22 protein-coding genes are annotated in these 22,873 nt (G+C 64.6%); 8 read left to right on the top strand and 14 right to left on the bottom strand.

Annotated elements, in window-relative coordinates:
* Nucleotides 1–24: 24 nt before the first annotated feature.
* A complete protein-coding gene (locus AB6M95_RS12960) occupies nucleotides 25–249 on the bottom strand; it encodes a hypothetical protein (RefSeq protein WP_371387181.1) in 225 nt (74 codons plus the stop codon).
* Nucleotides 230–1,231: an SDH family Clp fold serine proteinase gene (locus tag AB6M95_RS12955; protein ID WP_371387180.1), complete on the bottom strand. Its 1,002-nt coding sequence runs from the start codon at nucleotides 1,229–1,231 to the stop codon at nucleotides 230–232. The genes AB6M95_RS12960 and AB6M95_RS12955 overlap by 20 nt, the downstream gene beginning before the upstream one ends.
* Nucleotides 1,232–1,416: 185 nt before the next feature.
* Here AB6M95_RS12955 and AB6M95_RS12950 point away from each other — a divergent pair, with 185 nt between their 5' ends.
* Nucleotides 1,417–2,070, top strand: a complete 654-nt coding sequence (locus tag AB6M95_RS12950; protein ID WP_371387179.1) for a phosphatase PAP2 family protein — start codon at nucleotides 1,417–1,419, stop codon at nucleotides 2,068–2,070.
* Nucleotides 2,071–2,179: 109 nt separating this feature from the next.
* On the opposite strand, the gene AB6M95_RS12945 is transcribed toward AB6M95_RS12950, so the two are convergent.
* The 6 genes from AB6M95_RS12945 to AB6M95_RS12920 all read right to left on the bottom strand — a co-directional run bounded on the left by AB6M95_RS12945 (nucleotide 2,180) and on the right by AB6M95_RS12920 (nucleotide 8,202).
* Nucleotides 2,180–3,925, bottom strand: a complete 1,746-nt coding sequence (locus AB6M95_RS12945) for a M14/M99 family metallopeptidase (RefSeq protein ID WP_371387178.1) — start codon at nucleotides 3,923–3,925, stop codon at nucleotides 2,180–2,182.
* Nucleotides 3,876–4,586, bottom strand: coding sequence for a hypothetical protein (locus AB6M95_RS12940; protein ID WP_371387177.1), 711 nt, complete (start codon nucleotides 4,584–4,586; stop codon nucleotides 3,876–3,878). Before AB6M95_RS12940 ends, AB6M95_RS12945 begins: the two co-directional genes overlap by 50 nt.
* Nucleotides 4,583–5,842, bottom strand: coding sequence for a L,D-transpeptidase family protein (locus AB6M95_RS12935; RefSeq protein ID WP_371387176.1), 1,260 nt, complete (start codon nucleotides 5,840–5,842; stop codon nucleotides 4,583–4,585). The genes AB6M95_RS12940 and AB6M95_RS12935 overlap by 4 nt, the downstream gene beginning before the upstream one ends.
* A gap of 58 nt (nucleotides 5,843–5,900) precedes the next feature.
* The gene (gene pyrE / locus AB6M95_RS12930; RefSeq protein ID WP_371387175.1) at nucleotides 5,901–6,458 is read right to left on the bottom strand and encodes an orotate phosphoribosyltransferase; all 558 of its coding nucleotides are present in this window, start codon (nucleotides 6,456–6,458) and stop codon (nucleotides 5,901–5,903) included.
* A 1-nt stretch (nucleotide 6,459) separates the two neighbouring features.
* Nucleotides 6,460–7,758 (bottom strand): adenylosuccinate lyase, encoded by a 1,299-nt coding sequence (gene purB / locus AB6M95_RS12925; RefSeq protein WP_371387174.1) that lies wholly within the window; start codon nucleotides 7,756–7,758, stop codon nucleotides 6,460–6,462.
* Between the two features lie 126 nt (nucleotides 7,759–7,884).
* Entirely contained in the window at nucleotides 7,885–8,202 is a 318-nt protein-coding gene (locus tag AB6M95_RS12920) for an FmdB family zinc ribbon protein (protein ID WP_371387173.1), read from the bottom strand.
* Nucleotides 8,203–8,633: 431 nt separating this feature from the next.
* On the opposite strand from AB6M95_RS12920, the gene AB6M95_RS12915 reads away from it, so the two are divergent.
* Nucleotides 8,634–9,137 (top strand): hypothetical protein, encoded by a 504-nt coding sequence (locus AB6M95_RS12915; RefSeq protein ID WP_371387172.1) that lies wholly within the window; start codon nucleotides 8,634–8,636, stop codon nucleotides 9,135–9,137.
* 73 nt (nucleotides 9,138–9,210) lie between these two features.
* Here AB6M95_RS12915 and AB6M95_RS12910 read toward each other — a convergent pair whose 3' ends face one another.
* Both AB6M95_RS12910 and AB6M95_RS12905 read right to left on the bottom strand, forming a co-directional pair.
* Nucleotides 9,211–9,450: a hypothetical protein gene (locus AB6M95_RS12910; protein ID WP_371387171.1), complete on the bottom strand. Its 240-nt coding sequence runs from the start codon at nucleotides 9,448–9,450 to the stop codon at nucleotides 9,211–9,213.
* Between the two features lie 160 nt (nucleotides 9,451–9,610).
* Nucleotides 9,611–10,219: a hypothetical protein gene (locus tag AB6M95_RS12905; RefSeq protein WP_371387170.1), complete on the bottom strand. Its 609-nt coding sequence runs from the start codon at nucleotides 10,217–10,219 to the stop codon at nucleotides 9,611–9,613.
* A gap of 174 nt (nucleotides 10,220–10,393) precedes the next feature.
* On the opposite strand from AB6M95_RS12905, the gene AB6M95_RS12900 reads away from it, so the two are divergent.
* From AB6M95_RS12900 to AB6M95_RS12880, 5 genes are all read left to right on the top strand, one after another.
* Entirely contained in the window at nucleotides 10,394–10,666 is a 273-nt protein-coding gene (locus AB6M95_RS12900; RefSeq protein WP_371387169.1) for an acylphosphatase, read from the top strand.
* Between the two features lie 117 nt (nucleotides 10,667–10,783).
* Nucleotides 10,784–12,199 carry a HAMP domain-containing sensor histidine kinase gene (locus AB6M95_RS12895; protein ID WP_371387168.1) on the top strand — a complete coding sequence of 472 codons (1,416 nt, stop codon included), beginning with the start codon at nucleotides 10,784–10,786 and terminating at the stop codon, nucleotides 12,197–12,199.
* A gap of 11 nt (nucleotides 12,200–12,210) precedes the next feature.
* Entirely contained in the window at nucleotides 12,211–13,602 is a 1,392-nt protein-coding gene (locus tag AB6M95_RS12890) for a sigma-54-dependent transcriptional regulator (protein ID WP_371387167.1), read from the top strand.
* Between the two features lie 114 nt (nucleotides 13,603–13,716).
* Nucleotides 13,717–14,670 (top strand): chemotaxis protein, encoded by a 954-nt coding sequence (locus tag AB6M95_RS12885; RefSeq protein ID WP_371387166.1) that lies wholly within the window; start codon nucleotides 13,717–13,719, stop codon nucleotides 14,668–14,670.
* A gap of 28 nt (nucleotides 14,671–14,698) precedes the next feature.
* The gene (locus AB6M95_RS12880; protein WP_371387165.1) at nucleotides 14,699–16,288 is read left to right on the top strand and encodes a DUF885 family protein; all 1,590 of its coding nucleotides are present in this window, start codon (nucleotides 14,699–14,701) and stop codon (nucleotides 16,286–16,288) included.
* A gap of 22 nt (nucleotides 16,289–16,310) precedes the next feature.
* On the opposite strand, the gene AB6M95_RS12875 is transcribed toward AB6M95_RS12880, so the two are convergent.
* The 4 genes from AB6M95_RS12875 to AB6M95_RS12860 form a co-directional block, all read right to left on the bottom strand.
* Nucleotides 16,311–18,014, bottom strand: a complete 1,704-nt coding sequence (locus AB6M95_RS12875) for an HD-GYP domain-containing protein (protein ID WP_371387164.1) — start codon at nucleotides 18,012–18,014, stop codon at nucleotides 16,311–16,313.
* Between the two features lie 67 nt (nucleotides 18,015–18,081).
* On the bottom strand, nucleotides 18,082–18,462 hold the full coding sequence (locus AB6M95_RS12870; protein WP_371387163.1) for a response regulator transcription factor: 381 nt from the start codon (nucleotides 18,460–18,462) through the stop codon (nucleotides 18,082–18,084).
* A gap of 112 nt (nucleotides 18,463–18,574) precedes the next feature.
* Complete coding sequence (locus tag AB6M95_RS12865) at nucleotides 18,575–21,091, bottom strand: ATP-binding protein (RefSeq protein WP_371387162.1); 2,517 nt, start codon at nucleotides 21,089–21,091, stop codon at nucleotides 18,575–18,577.
* Nucleotides 21,079–22,335, bottom strand: a complete 1,257-nt coding sequence (locus tag AB6M95_RS12860; protein ID WP_371387161.1) for an ABC transporter substrate-binding protein — start codon at nucleotides 22,333–22,335, stop codon at nucleotides 21,079–21,081. The genes AB6M95_RS12865 and AB6M95_RS12860 overlap by 13 nt, the downstream gene beginning before the upstream one ends.
* Before the next feature lie 286 nt (nucleotides 22,336–22,621).
* On the opposite strand from AB6M95_RS12860, the gene AB6M95_RS12855 reads away from it, so the two are divergent.
* Nucleotides 22,622–22,873: hypothetical protein (locus AB6M95_RS12855; RefSeq protein WP_371387160.1), on the top strand; the 252-nt coding region annotated here is incomplete at its 3' end.

Below are 22,873 nucleotides of genomic sequence, written 5' to 3'. Positions count from 1 at the left end.
GTGGTTACAATCAGAGATGCTGTATTAGTCCTGCTCCTCTTGTACGCCAAATTCTTCTAAAAAAGCAGAAATCTGCTCAATCTGGACGTTATTGAACTCAAGGATCATCTCAGCTTGAAATTGTGAGCACATCTCAAATCTGCTATTGCTGATAGCAGAAGTGGTTATTGGTTTTGATTCTGAGCTTGTAGTGTAATCTTTGTATTGCACAAACGAACCACTACCATTTCTAAATAATCGCTGGCTCATGTCTCCACCCCTCAAAGTTTCTTTCATCCTCTATGCCTATCATTGGACCCGCTGGAGTTGGGACTTCTTTCTTTCTCAGCTTGCCTTCAGATACAAATTTATGAGAACCGCCTTGTATACTTTCAAGAATAGTTCTTCTGAAGGAATAATCTTTTTCATCATCTAGTCCGAGTATCGTCTTTTGATTGTAAGGATTTGTTAGCTCAAGATCATCGCGAATATCTAGATATATCCGTTTAATCAGATCATAGAGAGCATCGTCTGGATTTTCTATTGGCAATTTTAGATCGTTTTTCGCTTCTCTACGGTTGATAGTATAGTCGTGACTTCCAGAGTCGCTACATAAGAAAGAAATAACTTTTTTGATATTCGCTTCTTCGTCCATATGATTTTTAAGCAATTTTTGAGCCAACATCTGAATCTGAGCTCTTGACCTATAGACCTTCCCTAAAGCCAATGGATGAACTTTCGCCGCTAGGAGCTCAAATGCCTTCTCCAATCCTCTTCCTTCGAGCTCCCCCTTCGCGAGTTCAAAGTAGCCAGCAACGTCTTCAACGCTTACTGAAAGGGTTTGATTTGGTTGTCCCCCAGGAATAGGAGGGTTATAGGGACCATTGGTACTAGGGTCAATGGGACCGAGAGTCGCTTGCTTGGTCATAACAATATGATCGGCTCCAATCGCAATCAAGGTCGCCGTACTGTGGGCCTTTGAAGGTACAATAACCTCAAATTCATCACAAAAAATTCGTATCAAATTCACAATAGACCAACCAGCAAGGGTCACTCCCCCCCTGCTATATAGCAGGAGACTAATTTTTGGGATTGGCAACCCAAAACTATCCAAATGATCGGTAAAATAGTCAACAACTTCAGGATGAATCTGGGTTTCTAATCCAGGTCTATCTCCGGTCACATAGGTTAGGATTTTTGACCCCCGTGCCTCTTCAATTTCTCGGTACAACGCAATGCGATCAGGGTACATTTCAGAACGTCCATTTAAGAGTATTGGTATATTTGTTATGCATATAGCACATACTAACAATCACCGCAATGTATAGCCCAAAAGCCACCACTCGCTTTGAGACTCTAGGAAACTTCAATATACTTGGCAAAAACGGCATCCAGCCTGGGGCTTACTTATGAAAAATTAATAAAAGGGGGCGAAACTTGAACACCACACTGACAAGAACCTGCCGGGCCGCCCTGGCCGTCGGACTGCTCATCGTCATCAGCTACCTGTTCGTGGACCGGCCCGTGGCCGAAGCGGCCCTGACCCTGCGCGACACGGCCTGGCACGCCCTGGCCAAGGGACTGTCCCAGGTGGCCAACCACCTGTTCTTCACCGTCCTGGTGGCCGCCGGATTGATCGCCGGAGCCGTGGACGGGCTGGTCAACGGGCTGACGAACCGCTCGCGCAACCTGCTCTACCTCTGCCTGGCCGTGGCCTCGGCCATGCTCATCGGCGACGTGTTCAAGGAGTTCTTCGGCCGGGCCCGGCCGCCCCTGCTCTTCACCAAGGGCGTGTACGGCTTCTTTCCCCTGGCCGGGGGCGACATGCACTCCTCGTTCCCGTCCGGGCACACCCTGCGCATATTCTCGGCCATGACCGCCCTGGGGTTCATCCTGTCCCGGCTGCGCGTGCCCGCCCTGGTGCTGGCCTCGGCCGTGGGCGTCAGCCGCGTGCTCGCCCTGCGCCACTACCCCTCGGACGTGCTCTTCGGCGCGTTCCTCGGCGTGACCGTCGCCGTCTGGGCCTGGCGGGTGCTGCATCCCGAGAGCGCCTGTCCTCCGGTCAACCGGAAGCGCAACCTGCCGAGATAGGTATTCTCCGGGGCGAGGCCGAACTCCCGCCCCGTCCCACGCGACAAGCCCCCGCCGGAACGAATTCCGGCGGAGGCTTGTCGCGTGGGAGGGACGGACCGGGCCGCGCCTACCGGCTGGCCAGTCCGCTCGCGGTGAAGGTCATGGTCCCGATGTCGCCGAAGGTGGTGGCCTGGCGCACGGTCAGCTTGAGCGGGGCGCCGTAGTCCACCTTGAAGGACTGGCCCTCGTTGAGGGGCTTGTCCCCGGCCGTGGCCAGGAGCTTGTCGTCCGGCCCGTTGCTCCAGGCGGATTCAAACACGTACTCGCCCTCGGGGAGCCGGTAGCTGCCGCCCGCGTTCCAGGGGATGAGCAGGTTCTGGCCGTGCTTGTCGCCCAGGCGCAGGGCCAGGACCGTGCGCGGCCGGATGTCCACGTAGAAGGACGCCTCCGGCGCGCCGGGCGTCTCGCGGACCACCTTGAACCGGGTGGCGCCCGCATGGTCGGATTTGAGCGCGTAGTGCGAAAGGAAGTTGTCCGGGTCCAGGATGATCTCCCAGCCCAGATCCTGGCCGTTGTTGGCCCAGGGAATGGCCACGAATCCCTTGAGATTGATCACTTCCTTGAGGTCGCTGCCCCACATGCCCTCGAGGATGAGCTGGTCGCCGAGCACGGCCCGCAGGGTCTCGCCGTCGCGCACGAACACGGGGTTGCCGTTCAGCCAGCAGACGAACACTGGGGTGTCGTCGCCGGGCGCGTTGGGCAGCTTGCCGGTCCAGCGGACCTTGGCTTCGGCCACCTTGCTGCCGTCGGAGCGCAGCTCCAGCTCGGAGAACGGCTCCAGGACCATGCGCCGGGCGTTGATCAGGTTCACGCCGGGCCTGTCCGAGGCGAACAGGGCCAGTTCCGGGGAAAATTCGTTCGGCCCGGAGGACACGGACTTGACCGCCAGGGTCGTGCCCGGGGCCAGGTTGATGACCCCGTCGCTGCCCAGGGTGCGGCCGTTGACCGTGACCTTGATCCCGGTGCGGGCGTAGGCCCGGACATCCTCGTCCGTGAAATCGGGCGGAGTGACCTCCACGCCGAGGCGGTGCAGGAGCATGCGCGTGGCGGTCAGCTGCTGGCGGACCTTCCAGTCGATCTGTCGGATGGACTTGGAGACCTCCACGGCCATGGCCGGGATGTTGTGCTCGGCCAGGGCGTAGCAGGTCAGGGACTTGCGCATCTCGGGGTAGTCGGTCCCCTTGTCGAAGGTCCGGGTGTTGAACAGCCGGAACTTGTAATCGCTCGCGCCGATGTGGTCGTTCAGCTCGTCCAGCACCGAATTCACGGTCCGGGCCAGGTCGATCTTGTTGTAGACCAGGGTGTCCACGATGATGGACTGGCCGTACCGCTTGGGATTGCGCAGGTTGTCCACATAGGTCGGGTTGTAGAACCCGCTGCCCTCGTGCAGGTGAATGAAGGCGTCCGCCTGGTTGAGCAGGAAGCGGATGACCCGGGCCACGCGGTCCTCGTAGAAGCGGTTGTAGTTCTGGTCGAACCGCCGGTTCATGTCCACGTTGATCTGGCGCTTGCACAGGTTGATGGACGGCACGTTGGCGCGCGGCAGGACGATCAGGTTGCCCCGCAAGACCGTGGACTTGGACAGGAGCTGGGCCGTGATGTAGCCCGAGGACTCGTCGCCCTGGATGCCGCCCTGGACCATGACCGTGGGGCCGGGCTGCTCGCCCTGCAGATAGACGACCCTGAGCGGGTATTGGGTGCCCGCGAAAAAGGCGTGTTCCCACGACCCGGCGAGGGCGGGGGAAGCGGCGAGGAGGGTCAGGCTAAGAAGCCAGAATGTGATAGAAGGGATACGTTTCGGCAAAAATGACATCGCCATCCTTTCCCTTGATTTCAAGACGCAGCCCGAAGAGGTCCTTGCGATCCATGCCCTCGGGCAGGAGGAAGGTGGTCCGGATGCGCTTGAAGCGTTGAATCTGGAACGACAGATCGTCCTTGTTGGTTTCGGCGTCCTCGGACCGGCCGCCCTTGGTCAGGTAGATGAAGTCCGCCTGTCCGGCCATGGACTTGGAGGCCTGCAAATTGTTCAGCTCGAAGGTGACGGTCAGCTTGCGGCCGGTCAGCTTGGCCTGCATGTTCTCCACTCCGACCTGGCGGGTGTCGGTGCGGGTGAAGATCTTGTTCAGGTTGATATCCTCGCGCGGCTCGGGCTGCTGCTCGGCCTCGGTGGTCGCCGCGGAAAGCAGGGATTGCAGTTCGGCCGGGTCGTAGGATTCGAGGATCTTCTCCATGTTGCCCAGGCGCTCCAGGCGGACCTCGGCGTCCACCAGCCGCTGTTCCAGGTCCTTCTTCTGGTTGTGAAGGGCCGCGTTGATCCGGAAGCCGCGCACGCCCATGTAGATGCCGCCCGCGGCGCAGAGCAGGAGAAAGACCTGGCTGAAGACGAACATCTTCAACCAGAACGGGCTGAGGCGATACCGGGTCACGTCCCGGTCGTCGCGCATGAAGAGCACGCTGTACTTGGAATCGCTCATCTCATCCGTCTCCACTGCTCACTGTCGATTTTCCAGGAATCGCCGTCGGGCACCAGGATCAGGGTCTTGCGCCCCCGGTCCGAGTAGCCGCTGGCGTCGGCGAACGCCTGGTCAAAGGCCACCTTGAGCCCCTTGGGATGCAAAGCGACTTTCAGATCATCAACCTCCAACCTAACAGGAGGTTTCTCCTCCCACAATGTCTTTTTGTATTTTGCGATGCTGGCCGCGCCCTTCCGCCCGCCTTGGTCGGCGTCGGGCTCGTAAAATTTCTCGTAGGCGTCCGCGTCCTTTGCGAGCCACGCCTGGCGCCACTTCTCGACCAGCGCCTGGGCCTCGCCGGTCTTGGAGGCCAGGTACTTGGCGTCCAGCTGCTCCGAGGCCGGAACGTACTCGCGCCCGGCGATGCGCCAGCCGCCCTGCCCGTCCTGCACCCAGTAGAACCGCTTGCCTGTGGTCGAGGCCATGCCCTGGGTCCGGTAGTACTGGTCGAACCAGGTCACCCAGTAGCCTGGACCGGGAACGGCCCGGACGTTGTCCACCATGACCTGAATCCAGGGCTGGGAGGCGAAGATGTTGCGCTTGTTCTCCTCGAACCCGGCGAAATCCAGCCCCTCGGACTGCTCCAGCAGCGGGCCGTCGTAGTAGGAGAAGAACTTCTCGTCCTTGGCGCCCCAGTCATGGGCCCAGGACTTGAGGGTATTGGCCAGGGTCAGGGCCGTGACCTCGCTCTCGCCCGGCTCGGCGGACCAGTTGACGTCGTCGGCGATGACCACCGGCGTGCCGTAGGAGGCGTCCAGGGCCACGTCCTTCATGTCCGGGACCTTGAGGGCCACGCAGCCCAGCGTGTCGCGCGGCAGGAAGGTCTTGCCCCGGCCGTGCAGCCAGATGCCCGAGCCGGTCTTGCCCTTGATGCGGTCGATGGGGTTGGGATAATTCAGGGAGTAGGCGATGTTGCCGTACAGCCCCCAGTCCAGCTTGCGGTTGATGCGGTGGCCCACGAAGTAGACGCCCTCGGGGGTGCGCATGTCGCCTTCCACGGCCTTGTCGCCCGTGGACTGGCCCGTGGTGCAGGGGAAGCGCCGCACCTCGTGCAGGGGAGACTGCTGTTCGAGGACGATCAGTTCCTGGGCTTCCTTGTCCACGGCGATGATCCGCTTCGGCCCGTATGTGTGGGAAGAGAGCAACGGCGTCCAGCCCCCGGCCAGGGCCGTGGTTGCGGACAAGATGATTGTCAGGATGAAGAAAACTACCCGCATATACTCTTACTACCGCTCCTGGTTACCCCGATCCGGACCCCCGTCTCCCCGGCGAGCCCTATTTCCCCGCAGCCAGCAGTTCCTGCCGGGTGAAGATGGCGTTGAGCTCAAGCCCCGCCTCCTTCAACCGCTCCCGGCCGCCCTCCTCGCGGTCCAGGACCGCCAGGACGCCGACGATTTCGAGCCCGGCGTCGCGCACCCGCTCGGCCGCCGTGATCAGCGTGCCGCCGGTGGTGCACACGTCCTCCAGCAGGACGACCTTGTCGCCCTGTTTGAAGTTGGCCAGCCCCTCAAGGTACTGGTTGGTGCCGTGGCCCTTGGACTTCTTGCGGATGATGAACCCGGGCAGGGGCCGCCCCTCCAGAAAGGAGACCACGGTCACCGAGGTGACCAGCGGGTCCGCCCCCAGGGTCATGCCGCCCACGCCCTGCACCGCGTAATCCTTGAGCATTTCGACGAACAGCCGCCCGATGAGGTAGCCGCCCTCGGCGTTCAGCGCCGTCTGCTTGCAGTCGAAATAGTAGTCGCTCTTCTTCCCCGACGTCAGCGTGAAGTCGCCCTCCTTGTAGGAGAGCTCGAGCAGGAGCTTGGCCAGCCGTGATTTCAATTCAGTCATCCTATTTCCCCTCAAAAACGCGGTCGAAGATCACGTCCTCATACCGTTTGTAATACGAAGGGTCAAAAGCTTCGTCAAGATCGTTAGAATCGAGATGCTTGTTTACTTCCGGGTCGTTACGCACCTCGTCCTCGAACTGGACGCGGTTTTCCCAGCAGCGCATGGCCACCTTCTGGACCATCTCGTACGCCTCCTGGCGCTTCAGCCCGGTATCGATAAGCTTGTTCAGGACCCGCTGGGAGTAGAAGAGGCCGAAGGAACTCAGCATGTTGCGCTCAATGACGTCCGCCTTGACCACCAGCCGTTCGAGCACGCCCGCCATGCGGTGGAGCATGTAGTCGATGAGCGCGGTGGAGTCCGGCATGATGACCCGCTCCACCGAGGAGTGGGAGATGTCGCGTTCGTGCCACAGGGCCTGGTTCTCCATGGCCGCCAGGGCGTTGCCCCGAAGGACCCTGGACAGGCCGCAGAGGTTTTCGGCGGAGATGGGGTTCTTCTTGTGGGGCATGGCCGAGGAGCCCTTCTGGCCCTTGGTGAAGCCCTCCTCCACCTCGGAGACCTCGGTGCGCTGCAGGTGCCGCAGCTCCAGGCCGAGGCGCTCGACGCCGCCGGCCAGCATGGCCAGGGCGGCGAAGAACTGCGCATAGCGGTCGCGCTGGACGATCTGGGTGGAGTGCGGGTCGGGCGTCAGGCCGAGGAAGGCGCAGGTGCGCTCCTCGAGCTCGGGGCCGGAGTGGGCGAAGGTGCCCACCGCACCGGACAGCTTGCCCACGCGGATGTTCTCCCGGGCCGCCTCGAAGCGCTCCCGGTGCCGGATGAACTCGGCGTAGAACCCGGTGAATTTCAGGCCGTAGGTGGTCGGCTCGGCGTGGATGCCGTGGGTCCGGCCCATGCACAGCAGCCCCCTGTGCTTGAAGGCGAGCCCCTTGAGGACTTCGAGCAGGCGGTCGATGCCCTCGGCGATGATCCCCCCGGCGCGGGTCAGGAGCAGGCCGTTGGCCGTGTCCACGATGTCCGAGGAGGTGCAGCCCAGGTGGATGTAGCGGGAGCTCGGCCCGACCTTCTCCTCCACGGCGGACAGGAAGGCGATGACGTCGTGCTTGGTGGTCTCCTCGATCTCGAGGATGCGGTCCACGTCGAAATCCGCCTTGTCGAGGATCTCGTCGCAGGCGTCCTGCGGGACCTTGCCCATCTCGGTCCAGGCCCGGACGACCGCCAGCTCAACCTCCAGCCAGACCCGGAACTTGTTCTCCAGGGTCCACAACGCCCGCATCTCGGGACGGGAATACCGTTCAAGCATCGTCTTGTTCTCTCCGTGTTAGGGGTGCTCGGCCGCGCGAACGGCATACTATGGCAACGGTGCCGCAAAAACTCAAGGGGCGCGAACCCATAAAAAAAGGCAGCGGGTGCTGCCTTTGGCGCGTGTCTAGGACGCGGACCCCACACTGGACGTGTCCGACTTGGCGGGACATGTCGAGGCTGGGGCCGACTGGGGCTTGGCCGGGGACTCGGATGCCGAGTCGGCGGCGGGCGTCTGCGCTTCGCCGGGCTTGTTCCCGGCGCTGTGTCCGCCGTAGCCGTCGGCGTACCAGCCGCCGCCCTTCAGATGGAAGGAGGAATGGGAAATGAGCTTCTTGGACTCCCCGCCGCATTCGGGGCAGGGAAACTCCTGGTCTTCGAACCCGGACTGCCACTCCTCGAAAATGGCGTGGCAGGACTGGCATTGATACTCGTAGATAGGCATGACGTAGCGTGTTCCTTCGACGGCAAAGGCGAATATTCTCGGCGCCTCATGCGGGGCGCGGCTGAAATCCGGCGCCGCACGACGATCTCGGCGGCCCGGCTGACGCGATGCGCCGCCGCAAACGCGGCGCACGCGAACGACTCGGCTAGGCCTTGGCGGCCTTGGCTTCCTTGATGCGGGCCTTGATGGCCTTCTGACGGCGCTGACGCTTGCGGTCCAGTTCTTTCTTGCGTTCGTGCTTCTTGTGGCGTGCCATGATTGTCTCCTTGGATATTACGGCCCGGTGAGGGCATTTCTGTCTTGCGAGCCGCACTTCATATAACAACTGCATCCCCTTTGTCTACCCCCGGCGCGCCCGATTTCCCCTTGACTCCAAACGGTATGATGTCCATATTCCCGTCTCCAAGTTCATATTCCAAAGGATCAGTGCCATGCTCAGAAGCGTCAGCGTGAAGAATGCGATCAAGGATGCCGTCGAAATCTTCCAGTTCGACCAGTGGCTCCGTTTCTATTTCGTGGTCGACAAGGCCGGCAAGCTGTGGATCGAGATTCCGGACGACAAGCTGAAAAAGATCGAGGAGAACCATCCCGACCTGTTCCGCTACGCCGACATGGTCAACGACGCCGAGCTCGACTACCAGCGTTCCCAGGACAACGTCTGCACCTTCGTGGCCGCCCGCCTGGACGGCCAGAAATACGAGGTCACGGTCCTGCCCCAGGTCTTCGACGACGCCAAGTTCAAGGTCGAGATGTATCTGTTCAACGTCTGGCTGAAGATGCACGAACCCCACCTGGACGAGGAGTTCATGGAGTTCGGCGAATGGCTGGAGATGTACGAGGGCTGGAACGCCCTGGACGAGGTCAAGGAGTACCGCACCAAGCTGCTCGAAAGCGGCGCGGACCCCCAGGTCCCGACCTGCGACACCGCCCAGTAGCCCGTCCCTAGACGCGCAAAAAGCCCCCGGAACCGATCGGTTCCGGGGGCTTTTTGCGTGGTTGCGCGGGGCGCTACCGCTTCTTTTGCGGCGGCTTCCTCGGCTCGCGCTCCACGCCGGTGACCTTGCCGCCCTTGCCCTTGATGATGACCGTGGACGGCTTCTTCCCGCCCTGGTCCTCGCGGCCGCCCTGGTTCCGGTCATCCTGTTGGGAGGCCACGAGCAAAGAACCCGCCGGGAAGCGGACATCCGCGGCCCAGGCCGGTGAGAGCATCAAGAGAGTGATGACTGTCGCAACGATAATCTTCTTCACTCGGGCCTCCTACCGCGCTTGAGCAAGGGGCGTGCCGCCGTGAAACCACTGTGATTCCGACAGGCTGCCCCGGACCGCGCGGGACGCGCGCACCCAAAAGTGCGCACCGGGAACCATCCGTTCCCGCTCGGCCCGATGGTAGCTGGCCCGCCGCGGTGCGTCAACGGTCGGAGGCCGGACGCAGCCTTTCGTCCAGGTAGACCGAGAGCACGGCCTCGTCCACGGCCCGCCGCGCCTCGCGGTCGGCGGGGTCCACGAAGGCCGTGAAGGTCAGCATGCCCTTCCGGGTGTAGACGATGTAGGCCAGGCTGAGCACGGTCACGCCGTTCTGGGCCACTTCGGTCTCGATGCGCAGGGTCCGCTTGTCCTGGAAGTAGGTGGCGTCCTTGAGAACCGTCACCGGATCGCCGGGCAGCCGGACGCCTTCGCGGATGGACCGGGCCAGGGAGAGGACCAGGAAGCGGTTGAAGTTGGAGATGTCGGCGGCCCGCATGGTCCGGCCGGGCTTGACCTCAACCAGGAGGCTGCACGTCCGCCCGCGGCCCGGGTCCATGTAGCCCGCCCGGCGCTCCGAGGTCACATTCTGCGCGGGCCACGCCCCGCAGGTCCGCCCGAAGGCGACCAGCGAGTCCGGGGGGGCCTCGCTCCAGCCCTTGGGGAGCCAGATGGTATAGCCCATGTCCGCATTGTAATAGGGCAGCGACGCCCAGGCCGGGGCCGAGAAAACGATCATCGCCAGGAAGGCGACGAGAAAAAACAACGAACGCATTGGGGATTCCTCCGCTTCACGACTGCGAAGCGCTCAGAGCAGAATGGCACCATACAATAGACGGCCGGGCCAGGCAACCGCAAAGAGGTCCATTTTCTTTTCCCGCGCTCTTTTCACTTCGCCGATTTTGCACTATATTACAGTATAGAGGAAACACGAAATCGGAGGATCACCATGCTGAGCTACACATGCGTTGTCGAAGGAAAGGTCACAGGCGGCAATTTCCAATCCTGGGTCCAGGACATGGCCCGGCAGCTCGGGCTGACCGGCTGGGTGCGCAACATCGCCGACCGCAAGGCCGAGATCCTGCTCCAGGGAGATGCGGACAAGTTCAACGCCTTCCGCGAACATCTCCTGGCGGAGGCCCCCATCGTGGACCGGGGTGAGATAACCTGCAATTCCATCGAATACGACAAGGTCTTCGACGTCTTTGAGATCCGGGGCTGATCCCGTCAAGCCCGGACTCCTCGGCCTGCCCGCCGCGCCCTCCGGCGTGACGGGCGGGATTTTTTTCGCCCCCGCCCCGGTTTGCCCTGCCCCTGAGAATACAGTAGGATTCGCGCCATGCCCGAGGCCCGCCATCTGAACATCGCCACCAAGCTGACCATTTGGGCCTGCGCCCTGATCGCGGTGTTCTTCGCCACCTCGGCCTACCTCTTCCATCAGGTCCGCGCGGACGCGGACATCGCCGGGCGCATGGTCACCGAGAACCACGACCTGGACTCGGCCATCCAGCGCATGCTCGAGCGGCTGTACAACGTGCAGAACAACATCAGGCGCTACCGCATCCTGGGCGGCGACCAGGCCGCCGTGGGCTTCATCGTCGAGGACCTGACCCGGTTCGGCGAAATCCTCAACGAGACCATCCGGAAGCACCCCCGCTACGCCGGCGAGTGGAAGGAGCTGACCTCGGAGTACGAGATCACCCTGGACCCGTCCGCCGCCCCCGGCGACAACCTGACCCCGGACAACACGGTCAGCAACTGGACCGACATCCTGGAGCAGTCCCTGCTGGACAACCAGGCCGACACCGAGGCGCGGCTGACCCGGCTCCGCGACGCGGGCCGCCACGCGGCGAACGTGGGCATGTACGGTCTGGCCTTCTGCCTGGTCGTCGGCGTGGGCGGCAGCCTGCTCCTGGCCTGGACCCTGAACCGCTCGCTGAGCGAGGTCCGCCGGGGCATCCGCGACCTGGGCACCGGGGCCACGCCCCGCGACGTGCGCATCCTGTCGCACGACGAGCTGGGCGAACTGGCCCTGGCCTTCAACGCCATGGCCGCGCGGCTGCGGCGCGAGGAGCGCATGCGCGCCGACTTCATCGCCATGCTCTCCCACGAGATCCGCACCCCGCTGACCTCGGTGCGCGAGGCCGTGGACCTCATCGGGTCCGGGACCTTCGGCGAGGTCAACGAGAAGCAGAAGCGGTTCCTGGACATCGCGGAAAAGGAGTCCGAGCGGTTGTCCGACCTACTCGCGCGGCTGCTGTCCGTATCGCGCATGGAGACCCGGGAGCTGGTCCTGGCCCCGGAACGGGTGGAGGCCGCCGGGTTGGTGGACGCCGCCCTGGAGCGTCTGGCTCCCACGGCCCGGGGCGCCGACGCGACCCTCGAGGCCGAGGTCGAGCCCGGTCTGGCCGTAACCGCCGACCCCGCGCACATCAGCCAGGTGCTGACCAACCTGCTGGGCAACGCCATCAAGTTTTCCGGCCGGAACGGCAGGGTCCGGGTGAGCGCCGCGCGCAGCGGCAAGGAGGCGCTCTTCCGCGTCAGCGACAACGGGCCGGGCATCCCGGAGGACGAGCGGGAGCGCATCTTTCTCAAGTATTACCGGGAGCCCGGCGTGCGGGACTCCATCGACGGGGCCGGGCTGGGCCTGGCCATCTCCCGGCGCATCGTCCTGGCCCACGGCGGGCGCATCTGGGTCGAGAGCGAACCGGGCCACGGCTCCACCTTCTGTTTCACCCTGCCCGCAACCGCCTGACGAGGACGATCATGAGCAAACCGGACATTCCGACCATCCTGGTGGTGGACGACGACGAGAGCATCCTGGAGGTGCTCGAGGCGCGCCTGCTTTCCGCAGGCCTGAGCCCGCTTCTGGCCGACCGGGCCGAGACCGCCCTGGAGATGCTGGCCGACGAGCCCGTGGACCTGATCATCTCCGACGTGAAGATGCCCGGCATGGGCGGACGGGGACTGCTCAGGGAAGTCATGGAGCACTGGCCGCACATCCCGATCATCATGCTCACGGCCCACGGGACCATCCCGGACGCCGTGGGCTCCATCCAGGACGGGGCCGCCGACTACCTGACCAAGCCGTTCGACGGCAAGGAGCTGGTCCGCCGGGTCCGCGCCCGGCTCGAAGCCCGGGCGGAAACGCCCGCCTCCACGGGTGCGCCCATGGCCCCTGCCCCGAAGTCCGCCGCAAAACCGACGCCCCGGACCGCCCCCTCGGCGCACGGCCTGCTCGGCGGCCTGGCCCCGGCCATGGCCCGCTTCCTGGAGCGGTTGGACCGGGTAGCCCGATCCACGGCCACGGTCCTGCTCTTCGGCGAGTCGGGCACGGGCAAGGAGATGGCCGCGCGCATCCTGCACGAGGGCAGCCCCCGCTCGGGCGGGCCGTTCGTGGTCGTGGACTGCGGCTCCACTCAGCCCACCCTGCTCGAAAGCGAACTCTTCGGCCACGTCAAGGGGTCGTTCACCCACGCGGTCAAGGACAAGAAGGGCCTCATCGAGGAGGCGGACAACGGCACCCTGTTCCTGGACGAAATCGGCAACATCTCCCCGGACATGCAGACCCGGCTGCTGCGCTTCCTGCAGGAGGGGACCATCCGGCGGGTGGGCGACAACCACGAGCGGGCCGTGGCCTGCCGGGTCATCGCCGCCACCAACGCGGACCTGCCCCGCATGGTCGCAGACGGCGCGTTCCGCGAGGACCTCTACTACCGCCTCAAGGTGGTTACCCTGACCATCCCGCCGCTGAGGGAGCGGCGCGAGGACATCCCGGCCCTGGTGGACGGGCTCCTGGCCCGGCTCTGCTCCCGCCAACAGCGGCCCCGCGCCGAGGTCTCGGCCGAGGCCATGCGCCTGCTCGAAGCCCATCCCTGGCCGGGCAACGTCCGGGAGCTGGAGAACACGCTCGAAGCGGCCCTGGTCTTCTGCCACGGGGACGTCATCGAACCGGGCGACCTGCAACTGGAGGCCCCCCCGGCGGGCGCCCCGGCCGCGTCCGGGACCAGCCTGTCCCTGGAGGACAACGAGCGGGAGACCATCATCCGTGCCCTGGAGGCGGCGGGCGGTGTCAAGAAGGACGCGGCGGACCGCCTGGGCATCAGCCGCAGGGCCATCCACTACAAGATCAAGAAGTACGGCATCGGCGAGGAATAGCGAGTATTCTGCCGAGATTTGCCGCATGTCCGGGGTTGCGCACGGCAAACCGCTTGTATATGTTCAAGGTCACGTTACCGTCGGACCTGTAGAGGGCCCTGGAGAGACCAGTTCATGAGTGAAACCAAGATCCTGCTGGAGTCGGGCACCAACGAGCTCGAGATCGTCGAATTCTATCTCGACGAATCGCGCGCGAAGGGGGACTACCGGGGCTATTACGGCATCAATGTGGCCAAGGTGCTGGAGATCATCCAGATGCCCGAGCTGACCGAGATGCCCGAAGCGGCCCACCCGTCCGTGCTCGGCGCGTTCAACCTGCGCAACGAGATCATCCCGCTCATCGACCTGGCCGGGTGGCTGCACAAGCAGCGCTCCGAAAAGGAGCCGCCCAAGGTCATCGTCACCGAATTCAACCGGACCAAGAGCGCCTTCCTGGTCTCGGGCGTGACTCGCATCCACCGCATCGGCTGGCAGGAGGTCGAGGCCCCGACCAACTACGTCTCCTCCCTGACGGTCAACTCCATCACCGGCGTGGTCAAGATCGCCGGCAGGATCACCTTCATCCTGGACATGGAGAAGATCTGCATGGACCTGAACCCCGGCAGCGGACCGGACATGGAGGCCACGGACACGGTCCGCGAGGCCATCGCCCACAAGACCTACCGGGTGCTCCTGGCCGACGATTCCACCATGGCGCGCAAGATGATCGCCAACATCCTGACCACGGCCGGGTTCAAGGTCCACACCGAGGAAAACGGCGAGCTGGCCCTGCAATACCTGCTCAAGGTCAAGGCCCTGGCCGAGTCCGAGGGCCATCCCCTGGAAAAATACGTCAACCTGGTGGTCACGGACATCGAGATGCCCTCCATGGACGGCCACACCCTGACCCGGCGCATCAAGGACGACAACGACCTGCGCCATCTGCCGGTCATCCTGTGCTCCTCCATCATCACCGAAACCCTGCACCACAAAGGCATCGCCGTGGGTGCCGACGACCAGATCTCCAAGGCCGAACTGGGCGAGCTCGCACCCAAGGCGCTCAAACTGCTCGAAGAACAGGCCGGCTAAGCACGAAACGCCAAAGGCAAAGAACACCATGAAACCAGCAGTTGCCAAGAAGTTCTTCGCCTATCTGGCCAAGCACTATCCGGTGATGTGCGCCTCCGGCGCCTTCCCGCTCATGCCCCCCGTGACCGACGCCTCCAAATGGCTGGACCGGCTGGACGACCTGTCCGGCCGGGGCATCGCCCGGCACGTGGACGCCCTGCAGACCTTCCGGAATACGTTCCTGGCCGAGGCGGAAAAGGCCTCGGACCCGGCGGAGAGGGCCCGCGCCCTCGCCCTGGCCATGAACGCGGGCGGGGCCATCGCCGAACTGGACGGCATCCGCGCCTGGGAGCACGCCCCGGAGCTCTACCTGCAGGTGGCCTTCACCGGCCTGGAGCAGGCCGCCGACCTGCCCGCCAAGAACGACCGGGCGCGGCAGAAGCGGTTCATCAGCCGCCTCAAGGCCATCCCCGCCCTGCTGACACACGCCACCGAGAACATCGAGGCCGCCAGCACGACCAGCCGGGCCACTTCCCAGACCATGATCCGGGACTGCGCCCGCTACCTGACCGAACTGGGCGGCCAGGAGCTGGGCCGGACAGGCAAGGCTCCCCGCTTCCTGGCGGACGCCCTGGCGGCCCTGCGCGAGTACGACCGCTTCGTCACCTCCCGGCCGGAGATTCCCGACCCGGACGGGCCCTCCTTCCGCTACACCGCCGAGCACGTGCTGGGCACGGACCGCTCCATCGCCGAGCTGCGCGACCTGGCCGAGGCCGAGTTCGAGGCCCGGCTGACCTCGCTGCACCGGCTTGAGACCGAGATCGGCGGCGGCTCCTGGCGCGAGCTGTACGAGGGATACGAGGGACCGCCCACCGATGGCCTGGCCCCCCTGGACCTGATCATCCGCGAGATACACCGGCTGCGCGCCTTCGTGCAGGAGGGGCCGCTGGCGGGCGTGTTCGCCGACTCCGGCCTGCGCATCGACCCCCAGCCCCGGCACATGGCCTCCTCCCTGCGCCCCATCCACCACGACCCCGTGCTCGGGGCCTGGGAGAACGAGCCGTCCCGCTGCTACGTCAACCCGCAGATATTTTCCGGCAACCGGTTCCGCGACACCCCGGCCCACCTGGCCCGCATGCGCCGCGAATTTCCTTTCCTGGCCGCAGCCCAGACCTACCCGGGCCGCCACCTGCTCGACTCCCAGCGCCGCGCCCTGGCCGACCCGTGCCTGTGCCAGGTGACCAACCCCGTGTTCATGGCGGGCTGGCTGGCCTTTTCCGAGCACCTGCTGGACGAGTTGGGCTACCTGGAGACCGACCTGGACCGGCTGGTTTACCACGCGCGCGGCCTCCGGCGGGCGGCCCTGGCGCGCATCGACACCGAGCTGGCCGTGGGCGGCCTGGACCAGGACCACTGCCTGGACATCCTGGACCGCGCCGGGTTCACCCGCGAGGAGGGACTGGCCGAGGTGCGGCAGATCCGCACGGCCCCCGGCCACCGGACCATGCCCGTGCTTGGCCTGCACGAACTGACCGAACTGCGCCGCCAGTGGCGGCTGGACCTGCCGCTCTTCTGCAGGGCCCTGTTCGCCGAGGGACAGTTGCCCCTGTCCACCATCGCCCAGCGCCCGGTGCGCTGAGTATCCGAAGAAAAAGCGGGAATCAGAGGCTGGACAGGTTGCCCAGGGCCGACAGGTGCGTGGCCTTGGTCACCTTGACCTGCTCGGAGAGCATTTCGATGTTCTCGATATTGTTCAGGAAGAAGTCCGTCAGCTCACCGTCCAGCTTGCCCTCCTCCACCTCCTGGCGGAGAATCTTCATGGCTTCGCTGCGGGTGTAGGCGGGTTTGTAATGGCGCTCCTGGGTGACGGCGTCGTAGATGTCCACGATGGCCATCAACCGGCTCTGGGTCAAGATTTCCTCGCCCTTGAGCCCGTCGGGATAGCCCGAGCCGTCCATGCGCTCATGGTGCTGTCGGATGATGGCCAGCAGGTTGCCGTAGCCGTCCTGCATGGGGATATGCTGGAGGATGCGCTCGCTCTCGGCCGGATGGCGCTGGATCTCGCGGCGCTCGTCGCGGGTCAGGTTGCCGTAGGACAGCAGCAGGTTTTCCAACTCGTCGTCGTAGAGGTAGCGCAGGCTGGTACCGTTGCGGCGCATGACCTTGGCGCCCAGCTCGCGGACGAACTCCAGGGCGTTGGCGTCCGGGACCATGGCCTTGTTCACGTCGCACAGCCGCTCAAACGCCCGGCCCCAGTCGAAATCGTCGAACTGGCCCAGCAGCTGGAACCGCGCCCGGACTACGTCCATGCGCCGCTCGGGCAACCGAGTGCGCTTGGTCAGGACGTCCTCCTTGATGCCGATCTTGCCCACGTCGTGCAGGATGCCCGCGTAGTAGATCTCGCGTAGCTCGTCGTCGCTGAAGACCCGCCCCTGGTAGCCCCCGGACTCGTTCAGGGCGTGCCCGAAGGCCACGGCCAGATGGGCCACTCGCTCGGAGTGGCCCGCCGTGTAAGGGTCCCGCGAGTCGATGGCCTCGGCCAGGGCCTGCATGATGGCGTTCATCAGCTTCTGGATGCCCTCGAAGTTGAAGGCGTTGGAGACCGAGATGCCCGCCACCGAGGCCAGGGTGGACAGGCTGCGCCGGTGGGCGGCCTCGAACACCCCGGTATTCCTGGAGGCCAGGATGAGTACGCCCTCGCACCGGTTGGGCGAGTTGATGGGGATGAGGATCATGGACCCGATGCCGGGCAGCTCGTTGTCCCAGCGGGCCTCCTTCTCCAGGTCGTTGACGATCTCGCCCCGGCCCGAACCGGCCACCTCCTGGAACAGGGCGCTGTCCACCATGGGCTGCAGGTAGGTGCCGAAGGGAAAGCCGAACTGCACGGCCAGGCGGAATATCTTGCGGGCGGGCTCCAGCAGGAAGATCATGCCCAGTTCGCCGGGATAATTCTCCAGCCGGCACTCGTCGATGAGCGCGTTGACCACGTCGCGCATGCGCAGGGAGGTGTTGATGTTCGGCACCGAACGGTGGAACAGGGCCAGCTCGCGATACTTGGCCAGGGCCTCCTCGGCAATGGACCGCCGGGCGCACTCCATGTCCACGAGTTCCTGTATGGAGTAAGCGATGAAATTCAGGAGATTGGCACACTTCTCCAGGTCGCCGGACCCGTCCACGAGCATGAACAGCCGCCCGGAGTGGACCTCGTCGAACCGGATGGGGGCGCCGAGCACCCCGGGCTCGCCCTCGCCGAAGGCGGCCGCCGGGGCCGGGCCCTCCACGATGGCGATCTCGCCCTCGAAGCTTATGGCCAGTGAGCACCGGCCGCCCGCCAACTCGGCAGCCTTGCGAAGAAGGTTGCGCAATACCCCGGGACGTATGTATTTTTTCAAAGGTGTCATGCCGAAGGGATCGGTCCGGGGGCAGCCCCGATTACAACTCGAGCAGCTCCTTGGAGACGCGCAGGATCTCGTCCGGGTCGAAGGGCTTGGTCATGTACATCATGGCTCCCAGTTCCAGCCCCTGCTTGCGGTCCACTTCCTGTCCCTTGGCGGTGAGCAGGATGATCTTCACGTCCTTGAGGGACGGGTCGTCCTTGATGATCCGACAGACCTCGTAGCCGTTCATCTTGGGCATCATGATGTCGAGGAAGACCAGGTCCGGGCGCTTGCTCCGGATGAACTCCAGCCCCTCCTCGCCGTCCGAGGCCGTGTACAGGTCCACCTCAAACTCGTCCTCGAGCTCCTCGAGCGTCTGCTCGAGCAGCATTTTGATGTGGACCTCGTCATCAACTATGAGGATCTTCTTGGCCATCACTCATCTCCTTGAAACAAACCGGTTGAAATGAAATTCAATCTCTGCCCCCAATGGCACGACCATGCCACAAGAGTGCGGGGTATCGCAATTGGAATAACGCCGACGGTCCTCATCCCCCGCAGGCGAAGGGCGGCAGGATGATGACCGACACCCCGTCGAGCCTCGTCAGCCGGGCCAATTCCAGGTCGCCCACCACCTCCGAGGAGATGAACACCGTGCCCCGGAATCCGTGCTCCACCAGGGGCCAGAACTCCTCGGCCGTGGCGAAGGTCACCTCGCCCGAGCACAGGACCCGCAGCCCGTTCAGGTTGCACTCCCGCCCGCCGAGCACGATGCAGGCGTCGCCGTAGGCCTTGCCGCGAAGCAGCGCCTCGGCGGCCTCGATCACGGTGGCGTCGTCCACGGGCTTGACCAGGGCCATGTCTCCGGCCGCTCCCTCGGCTCCGCTCAGGGCGGTGATGACCAGGATGGGGATGTCCCGGGTCTCGGACATGGCCCGCAGCCGGGCGATGACCTCGTGGCCGTCCATGCCCGGCATCATGATGTCCATGGTGATCAGGTCGGGCAGCACGGACCTGGCCGTGGCCACGGCGTCCGGGCCGTTGACCGCCTCGCGCACGGTGAACCCCCGCTCCTCGAAGACCTGGCTGAGATATTTGATGAGCGAGGGGTCGTCGTCCACCACCAGGACCAGGGGCGAGGTCCGCACCCGCAGGCCCGGCACGCCGGACGGCTGGGCCGCGTCCGCCTCGCGGCAGGGCCCGGGCGCACCCTCGAGGGCGGCCAGGGGCTCCACCCCGGCCAGGGGGATGGTGAAGGAAAAGACGCTGCCCTTGCCGGGCTCGCTTTCGACCCAGATGGACCCGCCGTGGCGCTCCACGATCTGGCGGCAGATGGGCAGCCCCAGGCCGGACCCCTCGGGCTTGCCGGTCAGGGTGTCGCCCACCTGCTTGAACTTGTCGAAGACCATGCGCATATCGGCCATGTCGATGCCCGCGCCGTTGTCCTCCACCGAGACCCGCACGTATTCCCCCTCGCGCATGGCCGTGCAGCGGATGGGCCCCTTTTCGGTGAACTTGATGGCGTTGGACAGCAGGTTGACCACCACCTGGACCAGCCGGTCGCGGTCGCCGCGCACCAGGGGCAGGTCCTCCCCGGCGTCGACCTCGACCTTGAGCCCCTTGGCCTCCCACAGGCCGCGCGTGGCCTCCACCGACTGGTGCAGGACTCCGGCCACGGACACGTTCTCGTCCCGCCACTGGATCTCCCCGGCCTCCATGCGGGCGATGTCCAGGACGTCGTTGATCAGCTCGGTCAGCCGCTCGGCCTCGGCCACGATGATGTCCATGTTGCCGCGCACCTGGCTGATGGGCTTCTCCACGCTCTTCTCCCCGGCGAGCAGGGGGAACACGGCCCGGTCCAGCTTCTTGCGGATGATCTTGGAGAATCCGAGGACCGAGGTCATGGGCGTGCGCAGTTCGTGGGAGACCGTGGCGATGAAATCCGTCTTGAGCTGGTCGAGCTCCTTCTCGCGGGTGATGTCGCGGATGAGCAGCACCCCGCCCAGGCACGGGCGGTCCGGCCCCTCCGCGAAGATGGACGAGCCCACGGCCTTGCCGGTCCGGCCGCGCGCCAGGGGAATCTCGGCGGACAGCACCTCGGTGGTGCACCGCCGGATCCGGTCGGCCATGGCCGTGACCTCTTCGGGGAAGAACCGGGACGGGGACCGCCCCTTGCACGGGGCGTCGTCCAGGTCGAAGTATTCGCGCATGGCCGGGTTGATGACCGAGACGGCCCCGGTCACGTCCACCACCAGCAGGCCGTCGGCCAGGTTGTCGATGATCGCCGACAGGTAGGCCATGTGGTCGCGCAGGTCGGCGGTGGCCTTGTCCACTTCGCTCTCCATCTCGGAGAAGAGCAGAGCCAGCTCCTGGCCCATGGACATCATGGCCCGCCCGAGCACCTCCAGTTCGTCGTGGGTGCGGATGTCGATGCTGGCCGAAAAGTCGTGGGCCGCCAGCTTGCGGGCGTAGTCGGTCAGTTGCCCCAGGGGCCGAGAGACGCGCCGCATCATCAGGTAGAGAATGCCCACGCATCCCCAGAAGACGAGGAAGAGCAGAATCTGCATCTTGAGGACCACGTCCCAGAAGTAGGACAGGATCAACTCCTTGCCCATGCCCACGTGCACGTGCCCGGCCAGCCCGGCCAGGATCGGGGCGCAGATGTCGATAACCCGCCCGAAGGGAGGGAGCACCAGGTAGGCGAGGGTCGTCTCGTGCTTCAGGCCCCGGACCTCGCGCAGCATGGGCGGGAACTCGGGCACGAAGGTGTGCGAGACAACCAGCCCGTCGGCGTCGACCACGAAGACGTAGGCCACGCCCTCGATCTCCAGGTACTGGTCGATCATGGACTGAACCGTGGCCGCGTCGCGGTTGAGCAGGATATCCTGGCTGGCCCCGGCGATGGACTGGGCGATGGCCGTGCCCTTGCTGACGTATTCGCGTGTCATCATCCCGTACAGGGTCCAGGCGGTCATGGCCGAGGTCAGGCTCGCGATGACCCCGAACAGACAAAAAGCGATCAGGCCGGTCTTCTTGAACAGGGACATGCCCCTTATCGTTGCCATGCCCGCCACCGCCTTTCGTCCATGGGCACGAACTTGCCGTCCCGGACAACGGTGAAATAGACGCGCTCCAGCCCCTGGTGCCGGTCCGGGCCGAAGCGCAGGGGCGCGTCGATGCCGATGTCGACATCGGCCAGGGATTCGGCCGCCGCCCGCAACCCTTGCGCGGGATGGGCGTCATAGGTCTCCAGGATGCGGGCCATGGCCTTGGCGTTGAGGAACCCCTCGAAACTGGTGAAGCTGTAGCGCAGGGGCACGTAGCCCCGGGAGGACAGGGCCGGAGCGTCCGGCGCGTAGCGGTCCATGAGCTCGCGATACTCCCGCACCGCGGGCAGGCTCAGGTCCTCGTAGCTCGGGACCACCTGGGAGTTGACCAGGTTCGAGGTGTAGTCGCGCCCCCGTTCGCGTCCGGCCTCCTGCAACAGGGAGAGCATCTTCTCGCTGCCCACGAAGGAGACGTTGGCGATGGGCACGGTCAGCCCCATGTCCCGGGCGTCTCGGATCAGGGCCGCGCAGGCCGCGTACGAGCCGATGGACAGGACCGCGTCCGGATTGGCGCGCATGAGAATGTCCACCTGCCGCTTCATGGACTCCTCGAAGCGCGCCCCTCGCCGGTAGGTGGCCTCGCCCACCGGCACGTACCCGTGCGACCTGAGCGCCCGTTGCGCCCCGTCCCAGCCGCTGCGCCCGAAGGCGTCGGCCTGGTAGAAGACCGCCAGCCGATTGCGGTTCAGGGCCAGGAAGCGGTCCACCAGCCCGGCCAGCTCCCGGCGGTAGGAGGCGCGCAGGTTGAACACGTAGTCGGCATAGGGCGGCTCGCGTTGGGGTTCGGCCCCGGAAAAGGGGAAGAAGAGGAGCTTACGCCGCCCCCCGTACCCCTTGAGCAGGGGCAGGATGCGGGTCACCGTGGGCGTGCCCACGTAGTTGAACAGGCACAGGGGCTCGTCGCCCTGCAGGAATTGTATGGTGTTGTCGATGGCCGGTCCGGGCTGGTAGCCGTCGTCCAGGATGCGGATGGCGACCGGCTTGCCGTGGATGCCGCCGTGCGCGTTGAGAAAAGCGAAGTAGGCCATGGACCCGCGATAGAGCTCCACCCCCAGGCCGTCGCTGGAGCCGGTGAAGGCGGCGGACATGCCGAGCGCGTAACCGGCCGGCTCCCGGGCCAGGACCCGTGACCCCGGCCAGGCGAGGCACGCCAAACACAGGGCGAGCAGGATGGACCGCCGATGCGCCCCGCCGGATATCATGCCGCGCCCCACCGTTTCGCCATGTTCCCCCACTTTTCGCCTATATTTTGAGACGACTATAGCATATCCATTACATGTTGAAAAGATTGTTCTAATCACTTTCCCTATGAAAATGGGCCCGACCCATCGAAATCTTCAAGTCCCCCCTTCCGGGTCGGCCGCGCCCTTGCCAAGGCACGGCAGGTACAGTAACTCAAAGCATGCGTGCAGGACGCCGGCGCAACGGGCTTCCCGCGCCGCCCTGCCGCCCTTCATCAAAACCATCCATCAGGAGTACACGACCGCCATGTGTGGTATCGCCAGTTTCTTGAGTAATAAAAAATGGCTGGAAACGCCGGACACCGGCTGGCTCTCCACCCTCGACACCGACTTCTCCGCCGTACGCGAAACCCCGGACCTCCTCGCGGCGAACAAGCCGCTTGAGGAGCTGGCCGGGCGGTTTTATGAGCTCATGTCCTTCGGGCTGCATATGCGGCTGGTGGGGGATGCGGAGGCGCTGCGGGCACTTACGGGCATCCGGGACACCATCCGGGCGCTG

Origin of the sequence: Pseudodesulfovibrio karagichevae (assembly GCF_041414475.1) — a bacterium.
In the GTDB taxonomy this organism is placed as follows: Bacteria; Desulfobacterota; Desulfovibrionia; order Desulfovibrionales; family Desulfovibrionaceae; genus Pseudodesulfovibrio; species Pseudodesulfovibrio karagichevae.
The sequence above is the reverse complement of the archived record's forward strand: the minus strand, read 5'-3'. Positions and strand labels throughout refer to the sequence as shown.

Coding starts and splice junctions, on each gene's coding strand:
- AB6M95_RS12885 (WP_371387166.1), top strand. CDS start 13,717: ATGAGTGAAACCAAGATCCTGCTGGAGTCGGGCACCAACGAGCTCGAG.
- AB6M95_RS12920 (WP_371387173.1), bottom strand. CDS start 8,202: ATGCCTATCTACGAGTATCAATGCCAGTCCTGCCACGCCATTTTCGAG.
- AB6M95_RS12900 (WP_371387169.1), top strand. CDS start 10,394: ATGCTGAGCTACACATGCGTTGTCGAAGGAAAGGTCACAGGCGGCAAT.
- AB6M95_RS12870 (WP_371387163.1), bottom strand. CDS start 18,462: ATGGCCAAGAAGATCCTCATAGTTGATGACGAGGTCCACATCAAAATG.
- AB6M95_RS12935 (WP_371387176.1), bottom strand. CDS start 5,842: ATGCGGGTAGTTTTCTTCATCCTGACAATCATCTTGTCCGCAACCACG.
- purB (WP_371387174.1), bottom strand. CDS start 7,758: ATGCTTGAACGGTATTCCCGTCCCGAGATGCGGGCGTTGTGGACCCTG.
- AB6M95_RS12880 (WP_371387165.1), top strand. CDS start 14,699: ATGAAACCAGCAGTTGCCAAGAAGTTCTTCGCCTATCTGGCCAAGCAC.
- pyrE (WP_371387175.1), bottom strand. CDS start 6,458: ATGACTGAATTGAAATCACGGCTGGCCAAGCTCCTGCTCGAGCTCTCC.
- AB6M95_RS12955 (WP_371387180.1), bottom strand. CDS start 1,231: ATGTACCCTGATCGCATTGCGTTGTACCGAGAAATTGAAGAGGCACGG.
- AB6M95_RS12895 (WP_371387168.1), top strand. CDS start 10,784: ATGCCCGAGGCCCGCCATCTGAACATCGCCACCAAGCTGACCATTTGG.
- AB6M95_RS12905 (WP_371387170.1), bottom strand. CDS start 10,219: ATGCGTTCGTTGTTTTTTCTCGTCGCCTTCCTGGCGATGATCGTTTTC.
- AB6M95_RS12865 (WP_371387162.1), bottom strand. CDS start 21,091: ATGGCAACGATAAGGGGCATGTCCCTGTTCAAGAAGACCGGCCTGATC.
- AB6M95_RS12915 (WP_371387172.1), top strand. CDS start 8,634: ATGCTCAGAAGCGTCAGCGTGAAGAATGCGATCAAGGATGCCGTCGAA.
- AB6M95_RS12860 (WP_371387161.1), bottom strand. CDS start 22,335: ATGATATCCGGCGGGGCGCATCGGCGGTCCATCCTGCTCGCCCTGTGT.
- AB6M95_RS12940 (WP_371387177.1), bottom strand. CDS start 4,586: ATGAGCGATTCCAAGTACAGCGTGCTCTTCATGCGCGACGACCGGGAC.
- AB6M95_RS12945 (WP_371387178.1), bottom strand. CDS start 3,925: ATGTCATTTTTGCCGAAACGTATCCCTTCTATCACATTCTGGCTTCTT.
- AB6M95_RS12890 (WP_371387167.1), top strand. CDS start 12,211: ATGAGCAAACCGGACATTCCGACCATCCTGGTGGTGGACGACGACGAG.
- AB6M95_RS12960 (WP_371387181.1), bottom strand. CDS start 249: ATGAGCCAGCGATTATTTAGAAATGGTAGTGGTTCGTTTGTGCAATAC.